Source organism: Desulfomicrobium salsuginis (genome assembly GCF_054657795.1).
Map to the genome: position 1 here is coordinate 544004 of NZ_BAAHYA010000002.1, position 23020 is coordinate 567023.

Annotated in this window: 21 protein-coding genes; 6 read left to right on the top strand and 15 right to left on the bottom strand. The window is 66.2% G+C overall.

Features of this window, described 5'->3' with window-relative positions; genetic code table 11:
• Window positions 1-45: 45 nt before the first annotated feature.
• The 7 genes from ACYQ3G_RS09655 to ACYQ3G_RS09685 form a co-directional block, all read right to left on the bottom strand.
• Window positions 46-1002 carry a phosphotransferase family protein gene (locus ACYQ3G_RS09655; protein WP_459825350.1) on the bottom strand — a complete coding sequence of 319 codons (957 nt, stop codon included), beginning with the start codon at window positions 1000-1002 and terminating at the stop codon, window positions 46-48.
• Window positions 990-1655 carry a TIGR04282 family arsenosugar biosynthesis glycosyltransferase gene (locus ACYQ3G_RS09660; protein ID WP_459825352.1) on the bottom strand — a complete coding sequence of 222 codons (666 nt, stop codon included), beginning with the start codon at window positions 1653-1655 and terminating at the stop codon, window positions 990-992. Before ACYQ3G_RS09660 ends, ACYQ3G_RS09655 begins: the two co-directional genes overlap by 13 nt.
• A 1-nt stretch (window position 1656) precedes the next feature.
• Window positions 1657-2361 carry a TIGR04283 family arsenosugar biosynthesis glycosyltransferase gene (locus ACYQ3G_RS09665; protein WP_459825354.1) on the bottom strand — a complete coding sequence of 235 codons (705 nt, stop codon included), beginning with the start codon at window positions 2359-2361 and terminating at the stop codon, window positions 1657-1659.
• A complete protein-coding gene (locus ACYQ3G_RS09670) occupies window positions 2358-2612 on the bottom strand; it encodes a FeoA family protein (protein WP_459825356.1) in 255 nt (84 codons plus the stop codon). The genes ACYQ3G_RS09665 and ACYQ3G_RS09670 overlap by 4 nt, the downstream gene beginning before the upstream one ends.
• Complete coding sequence (feoB, locus tag ACYQ3G_RS09675) at window positions 2612-4777, bottom strand: ferrous iron transport protein B (RefSeq protein WP_459825358.1); 2166 nt, start codon at window positions 4775-4777, stop codon at window positions 2612-2614. The genes ACYQ3G_RS09670 and feoB overlap by 1 nt, the downstream gene beginning before the upstream one ends.
• Window positions 4770-4994: a FeoA family protein gene (locus tag ACYQ3G_RS09680; protein ID WP_459828311.1), complete on the bottom strand. Its 225-nt coding sequence runs from the start codon at window positions 4992-4994 to the stop codon at window positions 4770-4772. The genes feoB and ACYQ3G_RS09680 overlap by 8 nt, the downstream gene beginning before the upstream one ends.
• A 179-nt stretch (window positions 4995-5173) precedes the next feature.
• Entirely contained in the window at window positions 5174-5683 is a 510-nt protein-coding gene (locus ACYQ3G_RS09685; protein ID WP_028577290.1) for a metal-dependent transcriptional regulator, read from the bottom strand.
• 199 nt (window positions 5684-5882) lie between these two features.
• Between ACYQ3G_RS09685 and ACYQ3G_RS09690 the strand changes: the two genes are divergently transcribed.
• Entirely contained in the window at window positions 5883-6233 is a 351-nt protein-coding gene (locus ACYQ3G_RS09690) for an Hpt domain-containing protein (RefSeq protein ID WP_459825360.1), read from the top strand.
• Here the strand turns inward: ACYQ3G_RS09690 and ACYQ3G_RS09695 are convergent.
• From ACYQ3G_RS09695 to ACYQ3G_RS09705, 3 genes are read right to left on the bottom strand one after another with little or no spacing between them, the layout of a single operon-like run.
• Entirely contained in the window at window positions 6230-7441 is a 1212-nt protein-coding gene (locus ACYQ3G_RS09695; protein ID WP_459825362.1) for an aminopeptidase, read from the bottom strand. The two genes, ACYQ3G_RS09690 and ACYQ3G_RS09695, sit on opposite strands and share 4 nt — an antisense overlap.
• Entirely contained in the window at window positions 7435-8049 is a 615-nt protein-coding gene (locus ACYQ3G_RS09700; protein WP_459825364.1) for a class IV adenylate cyclase, read from the bottom strand. The genes ACYQ3G_RS09695 and ACYQ3G_RS09700 overlap by 7 nt, the downstream gene beginning before the upstream one ends.
• 4 nt (window positions 8050-8053) lie before the next feature.
• Window positions 8054-8845 (bottom strand): undecaprenyl-diphosphate phosphatase, encoded by a 792-nt coding sequence (locus ACYQ3G_RS09705; RefSeq protein ID WP_459825366.1) that lies wholly within the window; start codon window positions 8843-8845, stop codon window positions 8054-8056.
• A 126-nt stretch (window positions 8846-8971) separates the two neighbouring features.
• Between ACYQ3G_RS09705 and ACYQ3G_RS09710 the strand changes: the two genes are divergently transcribed.
• Window positions 8972-9775, top strand: coding sequence for a histidine racemase CntK family protein (locus ACYQ3G_RS09710; protein ID WP_459825368.1), 804 nt, complete (start codon window positions 8972-8974; stop codon window positions 9773-9775).
• On the opposite strand, the gene ACYQ3G_RS09715 is transcribed toward ACYQ3G_RS09710, so the two are convergent.
• On the bottom strand, window positions 9776-11317 hold the full coding sequence (locus ACYQ3G_RS09715) for a flagellar hook protein FlgE (protein WP_459825370.1): 1542 nt from the start codon (window positions 11315-11317) through the stop codon (window positions 9776-9778). It abuts the gene before it with no gap.
• On the opposite strand from ACYQ3G_RS09715, the gene ACYQ3G_RS09720 reads away from it, so the two are divergent.
• Window positions 11316-12020 carry a DUF3047 domain-containing protein gene (locus ACYQ3G_RS09720; RefSeq protein WP_459825372.1) on the top strand — a complete coding sequence of 235 codons (705 nt, stop codon included), beginning with the start codon at window positions 11316-11318 and terminating at the stop codon, window positions 12018-12020. The genes ACYQ3G_RS09715 and ACYQ3G_RS09720 overlap by 2 nt on opposite strands.
• A gap of 163 nt (window positions 12021-12183) precedes the next feature.
• Here the strand turns inward: ACYQ3G_RS09720 and ldhH are convergent, their stop codons facing one another.
• From ldhH to ACYQ3G_RS09735, 3 genes are all read right to left on the bottom strand, one after another.
• Entirely contained in the window at window positions 12184-14322 is a 2139-nt protein-coding gene (ldhH, locus tag ACYQ3G_RS09725; protein WP_459825374.1) for an L-lactate dehydrogenase (quinone) large subunit LdhH, read from the bottom strand.
• Window positions 14322-14954: a LutC/YkgG family protein gene (locus tag ACYQ3G_RS09730; protein ID WP_459825376.1), complete on the bottom strand. Its 633-nt coding sequence runs from the start codon at window positions 14952-14954 to the stop codon at window positions 14322-14324. Before ACYQ3G_RS09730 ends, ldhH begins: the two co-directional genes overlap by 1 nt.
• 497 nt (window positions 14955-15451) lie before the next feature.
• Window positions 15452-18250 (bottom strand): FAD-binding and (Fe-S)-binding domain-containing protein, encoded by a 2799-nt coding sequence (locus ACYQ3G_RS09735; protein ID WP_459825378.1) that lies wholly within the window; start codon window positions 18248-18250, stop codon window positions 15452-15454.
• 276 nt (window positions 18251-18526) lie between these two features.
• Between ACYQ3G_RS09735 and ACYQ3G_RS09740 the strand changes: the two genes are divergently transcribed.
• From ACYQ3G_RS09740 to ACYQ3G_RS09750, 3 genes are all read left to right on the top strand, one after another.
• Window positions 18527-19582, top strand: coding sequence for a DctP family TRAP transporter solute-binding subunit (locus ACYQ3G_RS09740; protein WP_459825380.1), 1056 nt, complete (start codon window positions 18527-18529; stop codon window positions 19580-19582).
• A 90-nt stretch (window positions 19583-19672) separates the two neighbouring features.
• Window positions 19673-20170, top strand: coding sequence for a TRAP transporter small permease (locus ACYQ3G_RS09745; protein ID WP_459825382.1), 498 nt, complete (start codon window positions 19673-19675; stop codon window positions 20168-20170).
• On the top strand, window positions 20170-21444 hold the full coding sequence (locus tag ACYQ3G_RS09750) for a TRAP transporter large permease (RefSeq protein WP_459825384.1): 1275 nt from the start codon (window positions 20170-20172) through the stop codon (window positions 21442-21444). Before ACYQ3G_RS09745 ends, ACYQ3G_RS09750 begins: the two co-directional genes overlap by 1 nt.
• 72 nt (window positions 21445-21516) lie before the next feature.
• Here the strand turns inward: ACYQ3G_RS09750 and ACYQ3G_RS09755 are convergent, their stop codons facing one another.
• The gene (locus ACYQ3G_RS09755; protein WP_459825386.1) at window positions 21517-22968 is read right to left on the bottom strand and encodes a GGDEF domain-containing protein; all 1452 of its coding nucleotides are present in this window, start codon (window positions 22966-22968) and stop codon (window positions 21517-21519) included.
• Window positions 22969-23020 lie beyond the last annotated feature (52 nt).

Sequence of the window (23020 nt, forward strand, 5' to 3'; positions counted from 1 at the left end):
CCGGGCCGCTGGCAAGTGCCTCTGTCATACGCCGCCCGGCGGGGCTCAGGCGCGGGAGGCGATGAAGAAATCCAGTTCGCGCATGTAGCGGCCGATCTTCTCCCTGGTCAGCGGGTCGGTCAGGGGCTTCATGGCGTGCGCGTACTCGTGGTGGGCCATGAAGCACCAGGACAGGCCGCGCAGGACGATGACCCGCTCCATGACGGCGCAGAGGCGGTCCAGGGCCTCCAGGGGCGGCGCGTCATCCAGGTCGGCGTGGTAGGCCGCCAGGAATGCCCGGCGCCGGTCGGGGGCGATGACGGTTTCCGTTCGCCACAGAGTGGTCGTCGGGGCCAGGAAGTGGCCGAGGTCCTGGTGGCGGCTGGAGACGACGGCTTTTTCCCAGTCCACGAGAAAGGCCCCCTCCGGCCCGACGAGGAAATTGCCGGAGTTGACCTCGGTGTTGACCACGCAGGGCCGGTCCCCGGCGAAGAGCGGGCGGCTGTCCTCGCCCAGGCGGACGATGCGCTCGTGGTAATCGAGCAGGCGGGCGCGCTCAGCGGTCAGCGCGTGGTCCGGGTAGCGGTTGATGAGCCCGAGGCTCTCGGCCGCGATGGCCGCCACCGGGTCCTCCTGGGCGAGCAGTCCGGGACAGGGCGGCAGGCCGTGGATGCGAGCGAAGATCCGGGCAGCCTTGTGCAGGTCGCGGCCGTAATCGAGCGCCGAGCCGGGCAGGAACTCCATGAGCATGACCCCGCCGCCGAAGGGCTCGCGGGCCGGGTGGACGCGCAGGGGGCGCGGCGTCACGCCCGAGGGGGCCACGCACGTAAGGACCCGGAACTCGTAGCCGATCTGGTCGGCCAGGCCCAACTGGCTGCCGCGGTTGATGCGGAAGACCATGTCCCGTCCGCCGCAGCGCACGAGGAAGTTCTGGTTGTACTCGCCGGCGGCCAGGAAGGAGATTGCGGGGACGTCGTTCACCCAGCCCTGTTCCAGCAGAAAGTTTGAGATCAGCTTTTCCATGCGTGGGACACCAGGTTGAAGCGACGGATGCAGGCCATGGTCTGCGAATCGGCGTCGCGGTTGCGCCGGGCATAGTCGGCCAGGTCCTCGACCGTGTCCACGTCGGGCCAGGGGTCGAGGAGGATTGGTGCGAGCCCGAGGCGGCGGCAGTTGTCCAGGGTGCGGACCAGGACATGCGGGCTTCCCCACGAAACGCCCGCAAAAACGTCGGCCGGCAGCGGGGCGGCCAGCCCCAGGAGGTGAAAGCCGCCGTCGGGCGTCGGGCCCAGGCAGAGGGCGGACTGCGTCAGTGCGGCGAAAGCCTTTTCGATGCTGCCCGCCGGGAGGTCCGGCAGATCGCTGCCGATGAGCACGGCGCCAGGTTCGCCCGTGTCCAGGGCGTCGTGCAGGGCGCCAAGCATCCGTTCGCCCAGGTCCGCCCCTCGCTGGGCGGCGTAGTCGTGGTGCGGCCCGAAAAGGGCCCGGTATGCCTCTGTCGGCATCGACGGTTCGCAGCAGACGGTCACACGCGCCCCCAGGCTTTGGAGCATGCGCAGTTCGTCGCGGATGAAGGCGGTCTGCAGGGCCGCGGCCCGGTCCATGCCGACGACCGCGCCCAGCCTCGTCTTGGCCGCCCCGGGGCGGGGGTATTTGGTGAAGAGCAGCACGCGCACCCTAGCTCCCGTGCCTGCGGTACAGGCCGGCCAGGAGTCCGGCCGGGACGCCGAGATGGTACAGCAGGCGCAGGAAAAGGTTGCGCAGGGTGCAGCGCACGAGGCCTTCGCGCAATTGCCGCCGTCCCGAGGTGCGCACGGGGAAGACCAGGATGCGGATGGCGTGCCCCTGTCGGCGCAGTCTGGTCATGAGCTCCAGATCCTCCATGACTGGCAGGGCCGGGAAACCGCCGACCTGCCGAAAAACCGACCGGCGCAGGAAGATGGCCTGGTCGCCGTAGGGCACGCGCGTGAAGTTCGACCGCGCGTTGGCTGCGGCCGCGATGAACGCCAGGCCCGGGGAGGCTTCGGCGTAGCCCAGGCTGAAGGCCCCGCCGGCCGGCGCCGGGTCGGCCAGGCACTGGCGGACGAGGGAGAAGGCGTTGTCCGGGAGGCGTGTGTCGGCGTGGAGGAAGAGAAGAATGTCGCCGCGTGCGGCCCCGGCCCCGGCGTTCTGCTGCACGGCCCGGCCGGGAGGGGAGGCCAGGAGGGACAGGCGAGGGTCCCCGGCCAGATGGGCCGGGATGCGGCCCAGGGTGTCCTGTCCGGGAGCGCCGTCGACCACGACGATTTCGAGGGCGCCGGCGTCCGGTCTGGCCAGGAGGTCTGCCAGCAGCGTGGCGATTTCCCCTTCCCTGAAGACCGGGATGACGACGGAGACCTTCATTCCACGACGACGGCCTGCCCCAGGCTGCGGCAGAGGCAGAGCCGGCTGGAGCGGACCAGGACGAGGAGCGGACCGCCGGAGTTGGAGAGCATCTCGATCTCGGTGCCCGGGGTGATGCCCATGGCCGTGAGCTTGCTCAGGTGGCAGCCCTGGGAACGGGAAAGGCAGCGCACCACGGCCTTCTCGCCGTCCTTGAGGTCGTTCAGGGTCCGCACCCCGTCGGCCGTGTCCTTGGTTTTGCAGAAGAACATCACCACCCCATGCGCATGCCGAGTTGATAGGTTGCCGTGGCCAGGGCAAAGGCGAAGGCCGTGTTGAAGACGACGCTGAAGGCCGCCCAGCCCCAGGACGCCTCGCGGGCGATGGCCACCACGGTGACGAAGCACGGCGAGTAGAGGAGTACGAAGATCATGAGGCTCACGGCCACGCTGGTGTTCCAGCCCGGCGCGGAGGCAATGCGGGCGGCGAAGTTCTGGTCCTCCGCGTCGCTCAGGGCGTGGGCCGTGGCCAGGGTGGAGACGATGACCTCCTTGGCCGCGATGCCGCCCAGCAGGGCGATGTTGGTGCGCCAGTCGAAGCCGGCCCAGGACGTGACGGGCTCGATGGCCTGGCCCAGGCGGCCTGCCAGGGAATAGGTCAGGGCCTCCTCCTTGAGGTGCAGCTCCAGGGCCGCGAGGGAGGCCTCGAGTTCGCCGCGGGCAACCTCGTCGGGTGCAGCCTGCAACTGCTCCCGGATGCCGGCCATTTCGGCTTCGTAGGGCGCGGCCTTCTCCTGGGGCAGCCCGGGGAAGGTCATCATGGCCCAGATCAGCACGGCGATGGCCAGGATGACGGTGCCGGCCTTCCTGATGTACTGCCAGCCGCGCTCCCAGGTGTGCAGCACAAGGCCCATGAGCGTGGGCATGCGGTAGGGTGGAAGTTCCATGACGAAGGGGGTCGACGGGCCGCGGATGATGGTGGAGCGCATCAATTTGGCCGCCACAAGGGCCGCTGCCCAGCCGGCCAGGGTGATGAGGAACATGACCTGCGCCCCGTGCTCGGGGAAAAACGCGGCCGCCAGCAGGATGAAGACCGGGACCTTGGCCCCGCAGGCCATGAAGGGCGCCGTCAGGAGCGTGGCCAGCTTCTCCTTGGGGCTTCTGAGGGTGCGCGCCGCCATGACGCCCGGCACGGCGCAGCCGCCGGGGATGCCGCCGGAGATGATGAACGGGACCACGGAGCTGCCGTGCAGCCCGAAGATGCGGAAGACGCGGTCGAGCATGTAGGCCATGCGCGCCATGTATCCCGAATCCTCCAGGAAGGTGATGCCCATGAACATGATGAGGATCAGGGGCACGAAGCCCAGCACCCCGCCCACGCCGGCGATGACACCGTCGATGATCAGGGAGCGCGTCAGGCCGGGCGGCATCTTGCCGGCCAGTTCGGCCAGCCGGGTGAAGACGGCCTCGACCCAGCCCATGGGCGCCTCTCCGAGGGTGAAGGTCAGGCTGAACAGGCCGTAGAGGATGGCGAACATGATGGCCGGGCCGGCCACCTGATGGGTCAGCACGGCGTCGATCTTGTCCGACAGGTCGGCCCGGCCCTGCAGGTCGGGCATGACGGTCAGCACGCCCTGACGCAGGATGGAGGATATGTAGCCGTAGCGGTAGTCGGCGATGAGAAATTCGGGCTGGGTCTTGAGGGTTTTCTCGCAGTGGCGGGACACCTCTGCGGCCATGTCGCGCAGGCGCCGGTGCAGCTCGTAGTCGGTCTCGAAGAGTTGGCGAACGACCAGGTCGTTTTCCAGGAACTTGAGGGCCAGCCAGCGCGGGGGGTACGTGTCGGCCATGAATCCCGCCGCCGCGATCAGCGCGGTCATCTCCGCGAGGACGGGGTCCAGGTCGGGGCCGTAGGAAATGAACAGGGGTTCCCATGATTGCCGGGGATGCGACAGGGCGGCCTGCAGAGCCTCGCGCACGCCCAGGCCGCTGCGGGCCACGGTGCGGACCACGGGCAGGCGCATGAGGTCGGCCAGGCGGTCCGAATCGATGCGGATGCCCTTGGACTCCAGGGCGTCGACCATGTTCAGGGCCAGGGTCACCGGGATGCCCAGCTCCAGGAACTGCACGGTCAGGTACAGGTTTCGCTCCAGGCTGGTGGCGTCGATGACGTTGATGATGCCCTGGGGGCGCTCCTTGACGAGGAAGTCCCGGGCCACGAGCTCTTCCTGGGAATAGGCCGTCATGGAGTAGGTGCCGGGCAGGTCGATGACGCGGACCGCGCCCGAGGGCATGTCCACGAAACCTTCCTTCTTCTCGACGGTGATGCCGGGATAGTTGCCGACGTGCTGCCTCGACCCCGTCAGGGCGTTGAAGAGCGTGGTCTTGCCGGCGTTGGGGTTGCCGGCCAGGGCTATGGTGGCGATGGCTTCAGTCAAGGGCTTCTTCCGGGAGTTCGACGGTGATGAAGTCCGCCTCGCTGTTGCGCAGGGTCAGCGTGAAACCCTTGAGGCGCAGGGCGACGGGGTCCTTCAGGGGCGCTCGACCGATGACGGTGACTTCGGTCCCGGGGACAAGCCCCATGTCCCGAATGCGGCGGCCAAGTTCGCCCTGGGCGGCGACGGTCTTGATGATGCCGCGCTGGTCCACGCGCATTTGTCGCAAGTTGACGATGGTTGACACGAGTTCTCCTTGAAGCTGCATGGTCGGCCGGATTCACGCCGGGGGGAAGAATATTTAGGACGTCTAATTTGTCAAGCCAAGAGGCCGCCGCAGAGCGGCCGGATGCCGCGTTTTTTTCCCGATCATTCGGGGCCCGCCGCGCAAGCCGTTCGTCAGGACGACTTGGAGCATTTGTCGTCCTGACGTTCCAGGCAGGAGCGGATGCATTCCGCGCAGTTGGTGCAGGTGCCCCGTTCGTTGCAGGTTCTTGTGAAGTTATCGAGCCAGTCCTTGCCCGTGCGCGGGCAGGTCATGATGAAGCGGGCGAACCTGGTCAGGGTCTCCAGGCTCTCGTCGTCGATATGGTGCTCCAGCTTGCAGGCCGTGTCCTCGGCCACTTCGGGGCGGATCTGCAGGAACGTGTGCAGGAAGTCGAAAAGCACCTTGTGGCGGTGCACGATGCGCGTGGCCGTACGGAAGCCCTCGGGAGTGAGCGTCACCGAACTGTAGGGCTGGTAGTTGATGAGGCCGCGCTGGGAGAGTTTCTGCAGGGCGTTGGTCACGGAGGCGCGCTGTACGCCCATGGCGTCGGCGATATCCTTGGCGCGTGCCTCGGAATGCGCGGATTCCAGGGAAAAGATGACTTCGAGATAGTCTTCCAGATTGGAGGACATGTGGTCCATGGCAGTGTCGTCCTGTTGGCGTTGTGCTCGGAAAAAAGTTAGATAAGACTATAGGCAAGATTGTGAAGAGGCAAGGGGCGTGCGGGATGGCGAAAAGCCGGGCATGCCGGTTCGGGGAGGAAAAGCGCTTTTCAGCAACGTGAAAAAAACGTACGTGACTGATGTCGAATTCATTCAGCCGCATATGAGGAGAGCAGACGTGACGAATGCACCGCTTCTGTCCATGGAAGAGACCCTGGACCGCATGTCCGGGGACCGGGAACTGCTGGCCAGCCTGTTTCAGCTGTTCGTCAGCGACGCTCCCAAGAAGCTCGAAAAGATGGACGCTTGCTCCGCGGAGCGGGATCTCTTCGGCGTGGAGCGCACGGCCCACTCCCTCAAGGGCGCTTCGGCCACGGTGGGCGCGTCCCAGCTGTGCGCGATAGCGGCCGAGACCGAGCGGGCCGCCAAGGCCGGGTCCTGGGATGACGTGGATCGGCTCCGCCGGGATCTGGACCGCGTCTGCGGCCAGACCCTGGAGGCCATGCGCGAGTTTTGCGGCGGTTCCTAGCCTGCTTGCGGCATGGCGAACATGCCGTCTTCATAAATGACCGTCTTCGTGCCGTCGCGCAGGAAGGCGGTCACTTTTTTGGGCTCGGTGTTGACGAGGTCCCAGTGCAGGGCCGAGTCGTTGAAGCCCAGCTCCTTTTTTCTCTCCTCGGTCAGTTCGGCCGGGTCCCCCGCATAGGTGTCCGCGTAGGACGCGCCCACGGCCACATGGCAGTTGCCGTGCTCGCCGCCGAAGTTCTCGTCGAAGAGGGTGTGGGCCATGAATGCGTCGATGCGCGAGAAGCGTTTGTCCGTGAGGGAGAATTCGCCCAGCTGGCAGGCACCGGGGTCCATCTCCAGCTGGGAGCGCACGAACGCCTCGCCCTGGTCGGCCCCGGCCACGCGGGCCTTGCCCCCGGTAAACTCAAGGGTCACGCCGCTGACGAGGTTGCCGCTGCGGTAGGAGGGCTGGTCGGCGTGGTAGACGCCCTCGGTCAGGCGGTGATCCGGGGACATGAAGAGCTCGAAGCTCGGGATGTTGTGGCCCGAAACGCCGATCCAGCGCCGGTCGCGGCCGGGGAAGACCTTGAGGTCCGTGGAGGCGGACTGCACGTGATAGTACTCGACGTCCATGCCGTTGAGCCAAGCCTTGACGCTTTCGGCCTGGAGGAAGATGCCCTCCCAGGCCGCCACGGGGTCGGCGTCGTCGAGGTAGGCGGCGCGGACGATCTGGGCGGCGTAGTCGGCGAGGGACAGCCCGGAGTTCTCGGCCAGGGCCGGGGTGGGCATGAGGCACAGGGTCCAGCCGAATTCGCGCATGGCCTCCCGGCGATCCAGGATGTCGCGCAGGTATTTGCGGGCCAGGGAGAAGCTGGCGATCTTGGCCGGCGGGGTGTCCTTCAGATGCGTGATGGAGTCCGGGGCCAGGAGCGAGACGAGGCCGCCCAGGCCTTCAAAAAGTTCGCGGTCGCCGGGCACGACGAAGGACAGCTGGTCCTGTCCGGCACCGGTGAAGAACCCCTTTTCCAGGGTGCTCGGCAGGTTCATGCGCACCACGGGATTGAGGCCCTTCTCCAGGACCAGGGCCTGCATCTTCTCGGCCAGTGCCAGTGCCTGCAGGTCCGTGCGGATGAGGACGATGTCGCCGGGGGCGAAGGGGGTGACGCGGGCCTTCTGCATGCCCCAGAACAGGACTTTGGCGTATTTTTCGAGCTGGATGTCGCTTAGCATGTATCTCCTCCGGTCCGGGCCTCGCAGCCCAGCAGTGTGTTCAGACGTTCTCGTTCGGCGGGTTCAAAGACGAAGCTCCCGGCGGGGGGGAGCCCCTGCGCGCTTCGCCAGTCGCGGTGCAGCCTGTGGTAGCTGACGGCCAGGGCCGCCGCCATGTCCAGGCCCAGTCGGCCGGCCAGGCGCGGGATGGCCTCGGGCGAGCCTTCGATCTCCGCGAAGTGGCCGAAGGGCAGGATGTCCAGGCACACGGCGGCGCCGTCCACATCCCACACGGCGCGGAATTTTTCGTACGTGAAGCTCGCGGTGTAGCCCAGGCCGCGCAGGATGAGGTCCATGCATCCGGGATCGTCAACCCGGCACTCCCGCTCCAGGCGGCTTTTGACGCCGGGTGCGCCGGGGCCGGGCACGGGCTCCTTGAAGGTCAGCGTCGCGACCAGCGCGCGGCGAAGGCGCAGGAGGCGGCCCGTGGACGCAAGCTCTCCCCCGCGATCGTAGACCGTGTTGGACTCGAAGTGCCAGGACGTGCGCAGGCTGCCGAGGGCGCGGAGCCGTTCTTCGAGGCCCGTGCAGTCGGTCAGGGGAAATTTGGCTTCGTGTTCGACGGTCATGGCCTCACCAGAAGATCCAGAGCACGACCGGGGCCAGGGCCAGGCGGTACCAGGCGAAGGGCCGCAGGGTCAGGCGGGAGAGCAGTGCGATGAAGACCTTGACCGCGGCCCAGGCCGAGACGAACGATACGGCGAAACCCACGGCCAGGACCAGGAAATCGTCGGTGCCGAAGATTCGCCAGCTCTTGGGCAGGTCGTAGCCCGTGGCCGCGAACATGATGGGCACGGCGGCGATGAAGGAGTATTCCGCCGCCACCCGCCGGTCCACGCCCAGGATCATGCCGCCCATGATGGTCGCGGCCGAGCGCGAGAAGCCGGGCCACAGGGCCAGGCACTGGAAGCAGCCCACGCCAAGGGCCAGGGCCGGGGTCATGGCGTCCAGGTCGCCGACGCTCTTTTTGATCTTGAGACGTTCGACCAGGAGGATGGCCAGGGCGCCGATGATCAGGGCGAAGGCCACGGTCACGGGCGAGAAGAGGTGCTCCTTGATGGCCGAGTGGGCGAAGAGGCCCAGCAGAGACGCGGGCAGGGACGTGAGGAAAAGCAGCCACAGCCCGCGCACGCCGCCGAAGGCCCGTCCCGTGGGCCGCACGAGCCCCCAGAAGGTCGGCAGGTACATGGCCACCACGGCCAGGATGGCGCCGAGCTGGATGACGATTTCGAAGGTTTCCGCCTTGGGGCCCGTGAACCCCAGGAGGTGCCCGGCGATGATCAGGTGGCCGGTGGAGGACACGGGCAGAAACTCGGTCAGGCCTTCGACGATGCCCAGGATGATGGCGTTCAGGTATGTTGTCATGGGGTGTGGGGCTGGAACGTGAAAAAAGAACCTCCTACGCGCGCGGGGCGGTGGGGGTCAAGAGCGCCTTGCCCGACGGGTGTTCATGGACTAAGTCAGGCTTTTCGACCGCGCAAGGAGGCAGAGGTGCGCACACTGCGATTCTACAAGGCCGTTCCGGGGGGCAACCCCACCATCCTGATCCTCGACCCCGTGCCTGCGGGCGAAAGGGCGGCCGTGTCGCGGGTGCTCATGGGAGCGGGGCACCTCCAGGCAGAGCAGGTCGGCTTTCTGGACCTGTCGGCCCGGCCCGTGCGTTTGGACATGATGGGCGGGGAGTTCTGCGGCAACGCGTGCCGGGCCGCGGCCGCAGTGATGGCGCGTGAGGGTTCGGGGCTTTCGCCCCACGAGGGCGGCGTGCGCGGCGAGCTTTCGGTGTCCGGGGTCGATGCGCCGGTGGGGCTGCGCGTGGAAGGCGGAGAGTGCTGGGCGCAGATGCCGCTGCCCAATGAGGCCGGCATGGGTGTGCGCGAACTCGGCCAGGGCCTCGGGCTGGTGCGTCTGCCCGGCATCGCCCACATCTGCCTCGACGAGGAACGGCACCCCTTTCCCGGCGATGTCGCAGGGGCCGCCGAGAGCCTGCGGACCCGTTTCGGCGTGGAGGCCGAGGCCGTGGGCTGCATCTGGTACCGGACGGACCCGTCCTGCGCCATCAAGCCCGTGGTCTGGGTCCGTTCCACCGCCTCGACCCATTTCGAGACCGGGTGCGGCTCCGGCAGCCTGGCCCTGGCCCTGTGGCTGGGGAGAGGGAAAAATTTTCCTACGGACCTCGCGGTGTTGCAGCCCAGCGGCAACTCCATCGGGGTCCGCCTCGAAGAATCCGGCCCCGTCCGCCGGGCCTGGATTCACGGCCCCGTGGACCTGGTGGCCCGGGGCGAAGCCTTCGTGTGACTACTTCTTCATCTGCAGGGCCGTCTGCACGACCTGGTCGCTGGTGGTGATGACCTTGCTGTTCGCGTCGAATCCCTTCTGTGTCATGATCATGTGCACGAATTCCGTGGCCAGGTCGACGTTGGAGTTCTCCAGGGAACTGGAGACGACCTCTCCCAGGCGCCCTTCCGTGGCCCAGCCCAGGATCACCCCGCCGGAGTCTTTGGTGGCCGAGAAGAGGTTGCCGCCTTCGCGGTAGAGGCCCTGCGGATTGATGAAGTCGGCCAGGGGGATCTTGTAGAGGGCCTGGATCTGCCCGTTGGAGAAGTTGCCGAGCATCGTCCCCCCGGCGTCCACGGACACGCTTTGCAGGATGCCGCGCGAGTACCCGTTCTGGGATTGTGACAGGGTGCTCGACCCGGCGCTGAAGTTGGTCATGCCCAGGACCTGGCGGTCGGGGTCGATCATGTTCGGCAAATCGGCGATGTCCGTGCCGAGGTCGTCCAGAGTGGCCACGCCGGCGGGCATGCTCCACCCTCCCGACGAGCGCAGCCCGAAATTGAGGGAACTGCTGATCGGCGCCGCTCCGTTCACCGTGGCCGTGAAGACGGGAAACCCGTTTTTATCGAAGGACACGGGCGTCCAGTCGCTCTTGTCGTCGGATGTCCCCGAGAAGGCGCTCATTCCGAGGAGTTCGCCCGCGGGGGTGAAGGTCATGGTGCCGGTCATGACGATGCCCTTCTTGGCGGACAGGGCCGAGGCGTCCTCGCCCGGCGGGATGGCCACCACGTACTCCCAGACCCGCGTGCCGTTGGTGTCGCCCGAGAGGTCGTTGACCGGGTCGAAGTAGACGCTCAGTTCGTGGGCCTGGCCCGCTGCGTCGTAGATCTTGAGCTGTGATCCGTAGGCGTAGGAACTGGAGCCCAGGGGATCCTCCGCTGTCGGGTCCCACTTGTCGAAGAGCGACGTGAAGGGGTTTGCGGCATCGGTGCTGCGTTCCGGGGATCCCGAGTTCAGATTGATGATCATCTGGATTTCGGTGGTCGCCTCGGGCTCGGACACGGCCATGCCTCCCTCGTTGGTGGACAGGACGATATCCTGGAGGTTGGCGGATGCGGCTTGCGGGAGGTTCAGTTCGGCGTCGTCCGGGTCGCCGACGGGCAGCCTGTAGCCCTGCAGGACGTTGCCCTGCGGGTCGCGCAGGTATCCGTCCTTGTCGAAGCGGAAACTTCCGGCCCGAGTGTAGTAGGTGGCGTCCGAGGTGTCCGGCGAGACGATGAAGAAGCCCTGGCCGGCGATGGACAGGTCAGTGGCCGTGTTGGTCGGCTCCAGGGCCCCGACGGTCATGTCGCGATGGATGGAGCTGATGGCCACGCCCTGGCCGACCTGGTTGCCCACGGTGGACGCCGGAAGCTGCTCGCTGATAAGGGTGCTGAAGAGCATCCGTGAAGACTTGAACCCCACGGTGTTCATGTTGGCGATGTTGTCGGAGATGACGGACATCTTTTCCTGATGGGCGATCATGCCGGTCGTGCCGATATAGATGGACGAGGAGATACTCATGGGCGCCTCCGCGGCTGAGGGAAATCGTGGTCGACGCGGCATTTTTTTCCCGCGCGCAGGACAGGTTGCAGGAAAGGTTCCAGCCCGGCTGACGGCCTGCCTGCTGCTGTGCTGCGTGACGGCGCTGTGGGCCGGGAGCCTGCCCGACCTGACCGCTCCGGATCATCCCGGCTGGAAGGAAAAGGTCTTTGCGGGGCGCACGGTCTACACCCCGCTGCCGGCCGAGGGGCTGCTCATGGCCGAGAGCTGGGGCACGGCTTCGGGGCTGTTCCACGAGGGGCGCGTCGACCTGCGCCTGACTCCGTGGCTGAACTGGTCCTGGAAGGTGGAAAACGTGCTGGCAGGCGTGAACGAGCGGGAGAAATCCGGTGACGACTACCCGGCCCGCATATACGTCGTGGCCAAGGGCGGCATCGCCTTCTGGAAGACGAAAGCCCTGTCCTACGTCTGGTCCAGCACCGAAGCGCAGGACGTCATGTGGCCCAGCGCCTTCACCTCCAACGCCTACATGGTCGCAGTGCGCAGCGGGACGGACAGTCTGGGACGGCTCGTCACGGAAAAGCGCAACATCCGGGAGGACTGGATGCGGGCTTTTGGAGAGGACATCGCGGAGATCGACGCCGTGGCCATCATGACCGACACCGACAATTCGGGCCAGAGCGCCCGTGCCTGGTACGGGCAGCCCCGGTTTTCGGCCGACTGAGAACGACCGGCGGGAGAGGCGCTGGGGCGCGGTCCTGTCTGTCCTGCGCGCCCTGAAGGGTCTGGGCATCCATCCGAATGAAAAAGCCGGGAGCCCCTCGCAATTGAGGCTCCCGGCGCGCAAGGAGAGAAAAATGCGGGCCGGCTTTCGCCAGCCCGTTTTTTTATTTGAGGTGGTCCGCCAGGACTTCGGCGATGTGCCGCACGGCGAAGCCGGACTTGTTCACTTCCGCGCCGCCCCTGAGCTGCATGATGCAGCCCGGGCATTCGGTCACCAGGACCTCGGCCGCGGTGCGGGCCGCGTCGGCCAGCTTGTTCTTGAGGATCTGCTCGGACACGCCCGGGAACTTGGCGGAGTAGGTGCCGCCGAAGCCGCAGCAGACCTGCTCCTGTTCGGCCTGGGCGTACTCGTAGCCGCCCAGGGCCAAGAGCTTGCGGGGCTGCTCGACCACGCCCATGCCGCGGCAGAGGTGGCAGGGGGCGTGCATGGTGGCGCGCTGGTGGGTCTGCGTGAACTTCTCGTCGGTCACGCCGAGCACGTCGGTCATGAAGGCCGAGAAGGGGATGACCTTGTCGGCGAAGGCCTTGGCCGCCGCGTCGTTCTCGCCCAGCAGGAACGGGTAGTTGTGCTTGAGGTGCGAGGCGCAGGAGGCGCACAGCGTGATGATGTAGTCATAGTTGCCGGCCATGGCCTCGATATTCTGCTTCGCCACGTCGATGCTGGCCTTCTTCTCGCCCATCATCTGCAGGGGCAGGCCGCAGCAGGACTGGTCCATGGGGAAGTCGATCTCGACGCCGTGGGCGCCCAGGACCTTCACGGCCGCTTCAAGCTGCTCGGGGTAGACGAAGTCCTGTACGCAGCCCGAGAACAGGGCGATGCGGTACTTGGGCGCGGACACCCGCGGCTTGATGGCCTCGAAGCGGTCGCGGAAGGGCTTGGCCGCAATGGCCGGCAGGGCCTTGAACCCGTGATCCTTGGAGAAGATGTGGGGCAGGTGCCGGATGTACTGCGTGCCGCCCGTCAGCGGGCGCTGGGCCATCTTGGCCGTGCGCAGGAAGGTGTGGAAGAGCTTGCGGTTCTTCATCAGCTTGCCGAGCAGCAGGGACGGCAGCGGGTGCCCTTCCTCGTCCAGGATGCGGGAGTGTATTTCCTTGATCAGCCTGGGCAGGTCGATGCCCGCGGCGCAGATGTGCTTGCAGGCTTCGCAGTTGATGCAGTTCTGCACCAGGTTGCGGGCCTTGTCCTTGCCGTGGAAGAAGTAGGTCAGGATGAGGCCGATGGCGCCGATGTAGATGTGGCCCATCTGGTGGCCGCCGACCATGCGGTAGACCGGGCAGACGTTGGCGCAGGCGCCGCAGCGCACGCAGCGCAGGACCTGGGCGAAGAGCGGGTCCTTGGCCATCTCGCTTCTGCCGTTGTCGAGGAAGATGATGTGCATCTCCTTCTTGTTGCCGGGCGCGGCCTGGCACTCGTTGGCGCCGCTGATCCAGGTCACGTAGGAGGTGATGGCCTGGCCCGTGGCGTTCTTGGGCACCACGCGCAGGATCTTCAGGGCGTCGCTCAGGGTGCCGCAGAGCTTGTCGATGCCGGCGATGGCGACGTGTACGCGGGGCAGGGTGGTGACCAGGCGGGCGTTGCCCTCGTTGGTCATGAGGCCGATGGTGCCGGTCTCGGCGATGGCGAAGTTGGCGCCGCTGACGCCCATGTCGGCCTGGGCGTACTTGGCGCGCAGTTCACGACGGGCGACCTTGACCAGGCGCTGGATGTCCGAGGACTGGTCCTGCCTGGTGACCTGGGAGAAGAGTTCGGCGACCTGGTAGCGGGACAGGTGGATGGCCGGCATGACCATGTGGCTCGGGCCTTCGCTGCGCAGCTGGATGATCCACTCGCCGAGGTCGGTCTCGACGACTTCGAGCCCGTCCTTTTCCAGACGGTGGTTGAGGAGGGTCTCCTCGGCCGTCATGGACTTGGACTTGACGATCATCTTGCAGCTGTTTTCCTTGGCGATGCGGGCCACGATCTCGTTGGCCTCGTCGCCGTCCTTGGCCCAGTGCACCTTCACGCCGTTGGCTTCGGCCTTGGCCTTGAATTCGGCGTAGAGATCGTTCAGGCGGGAGATGCCGGCGTCCTTGACCTTGGCGACCTCGTCGATGAGGGCGGTCACGTCGTATTCACGGAAGGCGTTGGCCCGGCCGACGGGGTAGGCCGTGGCGAACTTTTCCATGGCGCCGCGCAGGAAGGTGTTGTCCAGAGCCTCGCGCAGCTCCTTGTTGTAATCGGAAAGAGTTTTGGCCGTCTGCATTATTTGTCCTCCAGAATCAGGATGTGCAGTTCCAGGGGCCCGTGCACGCCCAGGGCCAGAACGCGTTCGATGTCGGCCGTGCGGCTCGCGCCGGTGACGAAGGCCAGATAGTTGGGCTTGCGGCTCTGGAAGCCTTTGATCTCGTCGTACAAGTCCTCGGCCGTGGCCCGGATGCGGGACTTGGGGATGACCGCGACGTGGATTTCGCTGATCATCGTCGCCAGGCGCAGTTCCTCGCTGGAGGAGTCGATGACCAGGCTGCCGGTCTCGCCGATGCCGTAGTCGGCCACGGTGAAGCCGATATCGATTCCGGCCAGGTTCTTGCGCATCCCTTCCTTGATGACCGAGATGCCGCGGCTGGCGGCCTGCTTGACCAGTTCGGCCATGTCTGCGTCGTTCAGGGCCGGGGCGGCGATGACCTTGCCCCACTGCTTGAGCTCGCACAGGTCATGGCCCCTGTCCGAAAGGGACTCCTCGCATCCGCTCATGAGCAGCTGGCAGGCCTCTTTCTGGGTGCACAGGTCGACAGTATAGGCAATGGCCTGGGCCATGGAATCAACTTCCGAAACGATGGCCGAGACGAGTTCCGCTTTTTTCCTGAATTTTTCCAAAACCTCTGGGGTTGGTCCCATACGTCCTCCTGGGTGATTTCGTTTGCCGTAATATAGGCAGGATGCGTGCCAGAAACGTCGGATGCTTTTATGGTTTGTTTTCAGTGTGTTGGGTGAAGAGGTTGGGGAAGGATGGGGTGGATGTGGGGGATTTCACCCAGAATTTGTGGGGCAAAGCCCGCAACCTGGGGCCTGCGTTGTTTTGGCGTAGAACGGAGTCCGTGGCGTCCGGTGCATAAAGGCGGAGCCGGATGCTCAGAACGATGCGGATTCCGTCCGTTGCCGGACGCGAGCGGAGTCGCCCGGCCTATGGATCCCCGCCTTCGCGGGGATGACGTGTTGCCAGTGCGTCATGCTGCAGCTTGTCCTTGATGTCCTCAGGCTCCACCACGGGTCATCCCCGCGAAGGCGGGGATCCATGCCTTTGAGGTCTTCCGGCACAGCACCGAGTCATTCCTGCGAACGTGAGTCCAGCATATGCAGGCGGAGAGCCATGTCTTTCTTCTGACCCAGTCCGATTATCTGGAACATTCCTCCAGCAGATAGAGAATATTGCGGTAGGGGATGCCCCCATGGACGGCCAGGCCGATTTCGCAGGTGCGCGAGGTCGAGTAGCCTTCGGCGCAGTCCCGGACCTGCTCGGCCAGACCGGCCAGGGCCGAGGCGTTCAGTTCCGGGCGGTGGAAGCCCTTGTCGCCGGCGAAGCCACAGCACAGAATCCCCCGCGGCAGGACGACTTCCGCCGCCAGGCCGCGGGCCAGATCGTGGAAGGCGTCGGCCAGGCCCATGAGGCGGGTGGAGCAGGTCGGGTGCAGGGCGATGCGTCGATCCACCGGCTGAAAGCGCAGCCGGGGGAGCAGGAAGACGCGGGCGAACTCGACGGGCTCGAACAGCGACAGGCCCCGGATCTCCTTTTTCATCCGCGCCAGGCACGGGCTCGTGTCGCACAGGACGGGGTGTCGGCCGTTGTCCGACGCGGCGCGCAGGGTCCGCTCCAGTTCGCGCAGTTTCGTCTCGGCCTGGGCATACAGACCCTTGGTTTCGAAGGCCTTGCCGCAGCACAGGCCCTCGACGCCGTCGGGGATGCGCACGGCGAAGCCTGCCCGTTCCAGCAGGCGAACCGTGATGTCGACCAGACTCTCGGCAGGGTCGCGGCGCGTGTCGCCCATGGTGCGCGTGGCGCAGGACGGCAGGTAGACGACGGTCTCCCTGTGCGCGGCGGCGGTTTTCCGCACGATCCGAGCCGCCGGCCGGGGCAGGCCGGGCATCCAGCCAGGCAGGCGCTGTCCGCTCAGCCTGGTCATGATGCGGCTCACTGCTTCGAGTTTTTCGGGCCCCAGGGCCAGGTGCGCCAGGTCGGCCGCGCCGAGGGCGGTCCGGGCCAGGGCCGTTGCGCCTGCGAAATGGCCGGCCGCGGCGTTGGCGACGGTGCGGGCCGCCGGAGAAAGGGCGTCGTGGCGCAGGTCGCGGATGAAGGACGCCACGTCGATGGCCAGGGGGCAGCGGGTTGTGCACAGGCCGTCCGTGGCGCAGGTCGATTCGCCCAGTTCCGCGAAGGCGGCGCGCCAATGTCGGGCCTCGTCGCTTCGGCCGTCCTGTTCCAACCGGGTGATCTCCCGCCAGGCCGCGACGCGCTGACGCGGGGTGAAGGCCATGTGGCGCGAGGGGCAGACGGGCTCGCAGAAACCGCAGTCCACGCACATGTCGATGCGCGGGTGGCTGGTCAGGGGGAGCTTCAGTCCCCGCAGGTGGGCGTGCGGGTCCTCGTCGAACATGACGCCGGGGTTGAGGACGCCGTGCGGGTCCAGCAGGGCCTTGATCTCGCGCATGACCTCGTAGACCGCGTCCCCCCATTCCAGGCGCACGTAGGGCGCGATGGCACGGCCCGTGCCGTGTTCGGCCTTGAGGGAGCCGTCGAAGTCGCGGGTGATGACCTCGGCCAGGTCGTCCAGAAAGCCGTGCAGGCGGTCCAGTTCGCGGGGGTCGCTGATGCGCGTGGGCAGGGTGAAGTGGAAATTGCCGTGGAAGGCGTGCCCCATGACCCCGGCTTCGTAGCCGTGGCGGGCGAAGAGGCGCCTGAAGGCCGCGCATCCTTCGGCCAGGCGCTCCACCGGGATGTTGATGTCCTCGGTGATGACGAACTCGTCGGCGGCCCGAAAGCTGCTCACGGCTGAAAAGAGGCCGCGCCGCACGGCCCACAGCCTTTCGCATTCGGCTGCGTCCGTGGTGAAGCGCGCCGTGGCGACCTGTTCGATGCCCTCTAGGGCGGCGAGGATCTCCCCGGTGTTGCGCCGCAGGGTTTCCGGGTCTGCTGCGCGGGTCTCCATGAGCACGGCGCAGGCCGAGTCCGAAAGTTCGCGCAGCAGGGGCGGGGCGGCTGGCAGGTTTTCCACTGCGCGGATGGAAGTGCGGTCCAGGAGTTCGGCTGCCTGCACCGGGCAGGCGCCGCGCAGGGCCATGACCGCCCGGGCCGCGGCGTCGAGGTCCGGGAAGACCATCAGGGCCGTGGCCCGCAGGGGGAAGACAGGCACCGTCTCCAGGGTCACGGCGCTGACGAAGCCTAGGGTCCCCTCGGAGCCGATCATCAGATGGGCCAGGATGTCGACGGGGTCCTCGAACTCGGTCAGGGCGTTCACGGCGTAGCCCGTGGTATTCTTGATGGTGTACTTGCGCCGGATGCGCGCCGCGAGCTGCGGGTCGGCCATGATGCGTTCGCGCAGGGCCGTGAGGCGCTCCAGGACTGGGGCGTGGCTGGCGCGGAAGGCCGCCACGCTGTCCGCATCGCCGGTGTCGAGAAGCGTGCCGTCGGCCAGGATGACGCGCAGGGAGCGCATGGTGGCGAAGGTGTTCTGGTCCACGGTGCAGCACATGCCGGCCGCGTTGTTGGCGACGATGCCGCCGATGGTCGCGGCCGCGGCCGAGGCCGGGTCCGGGCCGATGCGCCGTCCCAAGGACGCCAGCAGCGCGTCGGCTTCGCCGCCGGTCAGCCCGCAGCCCAAGCGGATGCAGCGCCCATCCTCCAGCACCTCATGGTGACGCCACCGCGGCCCGCGGATGCGCACCACGACGTCCTCGCCCGTGGCCTGTCCGTTGAGGCTCGTGCCCGCGCCGCGGAAGGTCACGCCTGCGCCGTGCATGCGCATCAGCTCAAGCAGGGCCAGGACTTCGGCTTCGCTCTCTATGTCCACGACGGCCCTGGCCCGGGGCTGGTAGATGCTCGCGTCCAGGGCGAACACGCGTGCACGCACGGCATCGAGGTGGACGCGGTCGGGGGGCAGGATGCGCGCCAGCCTGGCGCAAAGATCTGGTGGCAGCATGGTCGCTCCGTATGGTCAAGGCCCCGGAAACGCTGAGCCGGGGCGGGTATGCTTGAAAGTCAGAACCACTAGGTGCCGGTTGTGTTGAAGTCAATGCGCCGCGTTTTCCGCCCTTCTGTCGGAGTGACCGATGGTCAGAAAAGGGTTGCCAAGGGACGCGACGATCGATAATTGTTTATACTTCGCATACGGTCTTTTTTTCAAGATAATCAATAAAAACAGAGAGTTGTGCTGTTTACGGCGAGATCGTTCAGCACGGTTCCGCAGGAGTCCCCAATGAAAGCGAAAGGAGTTGCGATCCTGTTCCTGGTTCTGGCCCTGTTCTGCGCCGTCTCGGCCCAGGCCGCGCGCGTCCTGAAGTTCGGCCACATCGCCCCGACCCAGATCGACAACAAGCCCTTCCCCATGCACCGGGCTGCCCTGGCTTTTGCCGAGCATGTCGAGAAGGAGACGGGGGGCGAGATCAAGATCGAGGTCTTTCCCCTGGGCCAGCTCGGCAACGAGCGCTCCATGCTGGAGCAGGTCCAGTTCGGCACCCTGGACATGATGGACTGCACCACGGCGGTCATGTCCAACCTCATCCCGCAGGTGGGTCTGCTGGACCTCTTCTTTCTCTTTCCGAGCAAGGAGGTGGCCTACAAGGTCCTGGCCGACGAGGAGTTCAAGACCGTCATGGACGCCCTCATGCCGCAGATGGGGCTCATGCCCATCGGCTACGCCGAGAACGAGATGCGCGACTTCGGCGTGCGCGACCGGACCATCACCTCGCTTGAGCAGATGAAGGGCGTGCGCGTGCGCGTCATGGACTCGCCCGTCTTTCTGGACAGCTTCCGGGCCCTGGGCGCCAACCCCGTGGGCATCCCGTTCCCCGAACTGTACACCGCCCTGCAGCAGGGCGCCGTGGACATGCAGGAGAACCCCATCCCGACCTCGGTCATGATGAAGTTCACGGAGGTGGCCAAGCACCTCACGCGCTCCTCCCACTCCCTGACCTGCCTGTACAAGATGGTCAGCCTGCCGGTCTGGGAAAGCCTGACTCCGGAGCAGCAGAAGATCTTCATCGACGCGGCCAAGATCGCCGAGGACATCAACCGCTCCGAGAACACGAAGATGCGCGCGGAGCTCGAACAGCTGGCCAAGGACAAGTTCGGGGCGACCATCGCCGAACTGACGCCCGAAGAGCGCCAGGCCTTCCACGACGCGGTCCTGCCCGTGCACGAGAAGTTCGCCCAGCAGGCCGGCACCATCCCGAACGACCCCAAGTTCGGCAAGTGGGCGGGCAAGCGCTACTACGACATGATTGTGGCCAAGGTGAACGAGTACAGTAAATAGGCTTCTGCTGACGGCCCCGGACCCGGTGCCGGGGCCGCACGTGATGCCAACGATGCGGGGCCTGCGGGCCCTGCCTTTTTTGAGAGAGACATGAAGAAGTTTCTGAACATTCTCGGCAACCTGGAAGAGCTGGCCGTGGGCGGCCTGCTCCTGCTTCTGGCCGTGGGCACGACCATCCAGGTCCTGACCCGCTATTTCCTCGGCCTGACCTTCGACTGGTTCGACGAAGGAAGCCGCTACCTCGTAGTCTTCGCCACCTTCGCCGGGGCGGGCATGGCCGTGAAACACGGGGCGCATTTCTCCATGGAGGCCGTGACCCAGTATGCCCCCAAACGCGTTGGCGCGGGCCTGCGCGCCCTGGCCAACCTTCTGAGCGCCGCGGTCATGCTGGTCATCGCCTGGTTCGGCTGGGAGCAGACCGCGCTGCTGGCCCGTTACGGCATGACCATGGCAGCCCTCGGCCTGCCCATGTGGGTGGCCTATCTGCCCATTCCGCTCTTCGGCGTCGGCATCGCCGCTCGTTTCGGGTTCAAGGCCTGGGAGCAGCTGCGCATCGCCCTTGCCGGCGAAGCAGGGGAGGGCGTCTGATGGTCTGGTTCATCGTCTGCGTCTTCCTGGGCCTGCTCCTGCTGTCCACGCCCATCGCCATCGTTGTCCTGGCCACCACGGCCGGGGCCGTGACGCTGTTCATGAACGTGCCCCTGACGGCCCTGGTGCAGCAGCTCTTCCGCGGCCTGGACAACTTCCTGCTCCTGTCCATCCCGTTCTTCATCCTGGCCGGGAACATCATGGCCGAGGGGCGCATCGCGCACTACCTCGTCGAGTCCATGAACGCCTGCGTGGGGCGCTTCCGGGGCGGCCTGGCCCTGGCCGGCATCCTGACCTGCATGTTCTTCGCCGCCATCTCGGGGTCGAGCCCGGCCACGGTCATCGCCGTGGGCAGCATCATGATCCCGGCCCTGATCCGCGCGGGTTACGACGAGAAGTTCAGCATCGGCCTCATCACCAGCGCCGGCACCCTGGGCATCCTCATCCCGCCGTCCATCCCCATGGTCCTCTATTCCCTGGTGGGCAACACCTCGGTCAGCGACATGTTCATGGCCGGGGTCGTGCCCGGCGTGGTGCGTGTCGTCGTGCTGGGGGCCTTCGCCCTGTACATGGCCAGGAAGTACGGTTGGGGGGCGACGTCCTCGCACTCCTTCGGCGAGACCATGCGCATCCTCGGCCGCGCCTCGTGGGGGCTGGCCATGCCGGTCATCGTCCTGGGCGGGATCTACTCGGGCATGTTCACGCCCACCGAGGCGGCGGGGGTATCCGTGGTCTACGCCCTGCTGGTCGAGACCTTCGTCTACCGCTCCCTGACCTGGGCCAAGTTCCGGGCCATCCTGGTCAAGAGCGCGGTCCTGTCCTCGGCCCTGCTGTTCATCATCGCCTGCGCCATGCCTTTCATCTGGCTGCTGACGCGGGAGCAGCTGCCGGCCCAGGCCGCCCAGTTCATCAGCGCGCATATCGGCAACAAGTACGTCTTTCTTTTCCTGGTCAACGTGCTGCTGCTGCTCATCGGCTGCGTCATGGACATCGTGACCTCCATCCTGGTGCTCACGCCCATCTTCCTGCCCATGCTGGCCCATTTCGGCATCGACCCCGTGGCCTGGGGCATCATGATGATCGTCAACGTCGAGATCGGCTTCCTGACCTTCCCCTTCGGCCTGAACCTCTTCGTGGCCATGGGCATCACGGGCAAACCGCTGACGGAGATCGCCCGCTCGGTGCTGCCGTTTCTCGCCCTGCTCTTCCTCTGCCTGCTGATGGTGACCTACATTCCGGTCATCTCCACCTGGCTGCCGTCGATCCTCAAGTAGCACGGAAAAACGAATGGCCGCGGGCATGTCTCAGCCCGCGGCCATTCGCGTTCTTCGGGACAAATCCTCGTTTCAGTGCGCCACGGACGTCTCCTCGATGGCCGAGCAGCAGACCATGTTCCGTCCGCTGGCCTTGGCCAGGTAGAGGGCCTGGTCGGCCTTGAAGATAAGGGACTCGGGCTTGGCCAGGGCGCCGGGCTGCACGCCGGCGATGCCGATGGAGGCCGTGACCCTGAACCGCTTGCGCTGCACGCGGAACACGGTTTGCCCGATGACGGCGCGCAGTCGTTCGGCCAGGGTCCAGGCCTGGTCCTCCCTGGTCTGGGGCAGGATGACCACGAACTCCTCCCCGCCGTAACGGGCCGGGAAGTCGGATTCGCGCAGGGTCTTCTGCAGGATGCGGCCGACCTCTTTGAGCACCATGTCGCCGGCCTGATGGCCGTAGGTGTCGTTGACGGACTTGAAGTAGTCCAGGTCGATCATCATCAGGCTCAGTTCGTCCTGGTGGCGCTGGTGGCGCTTGAGTTCTTCGCGCAGCCGCATGTCAAAATGGTGACGATTGGAGATGCGCGTCAGGCCGTCATGGTCGGCCCGGGCCTTGGTCTTGCGGAACTCCAGGCTGTTGCGCATGGCCAGGGCAAGGTGGTTGGCGGCCGAGGTCAGGATGCGCAGACGGTCCTGGCCGAGGGCCGAAGCCTCCCGCGAGCAGATGACCAGGGTCCCGAAGGGCTCCGGCCCAACGCTCAAGGGGATGGTGACCAGCTGATCCAATTCCGGCGCATCGCCTTCGATGCCTTCCCGGGGTGTCAGGAAGGACACCTGGTAGCCGCGGATGGCATCCCTGCACAGCCGCCCGGCCACGCTCAGCAGGTGGTTGACCCAGTCTTCCTGCCTTGCCTGGGGGAGATTTTCAGGCAGAAACAGTTCGGCCTCGGTCTGGCCTTCGGCGGCATTCCAGAAGACTCCGAACACCGAGCGCACATCGAGCAGCAGGTCCAGATCCTCGGCGCTGTTGGAGAGGATCACCGCCGGGTCAAGGGTTTGACTGGCACGGGTCAGGACCTGGTTGAGGAAGGCCAGCTGCTCGTTCTTGCGGGCCAGGAGTTCGCGCTCGAGGCTTATTTCCCGCGCCATCATGAAGATATCCTGATACATGCTGGACACTTCTTCCGCCTGATGCAGGGCGCGGGCAATTTTTGCCCCATCCAGGGGGCAGGTCATCAGGGTCAGGAACGAACCCGTAGCCATGAATTCGAGGGCTTGCGGATCGGCCTGGTCGGCGATGAGCAGGAGCTGCCAGGATTCGTGGCCCGCGATTTTTTCTCTGCTTTCCGTGTCCAGCGTCTTCCAGGTGGAGACAGCCACAAAGGCGAGGCCGCCCTGCGCGGCCGCCGCCATGAAGGCCATCGCCTCGCCGACGGGAAGGTTGTCCAGCCGGTGCGAGTCGGGCAGGTGCGATGCCAATTCGGCAGCGAGTTTCGGGGCGAGGGCCACGCCCAGGGTCGGGCGTTTGCTGGTATTCATGCTTCCTCCAGACAACGGAAAAATGACATTTTTTTCGTAAGTAGCAAGTTTG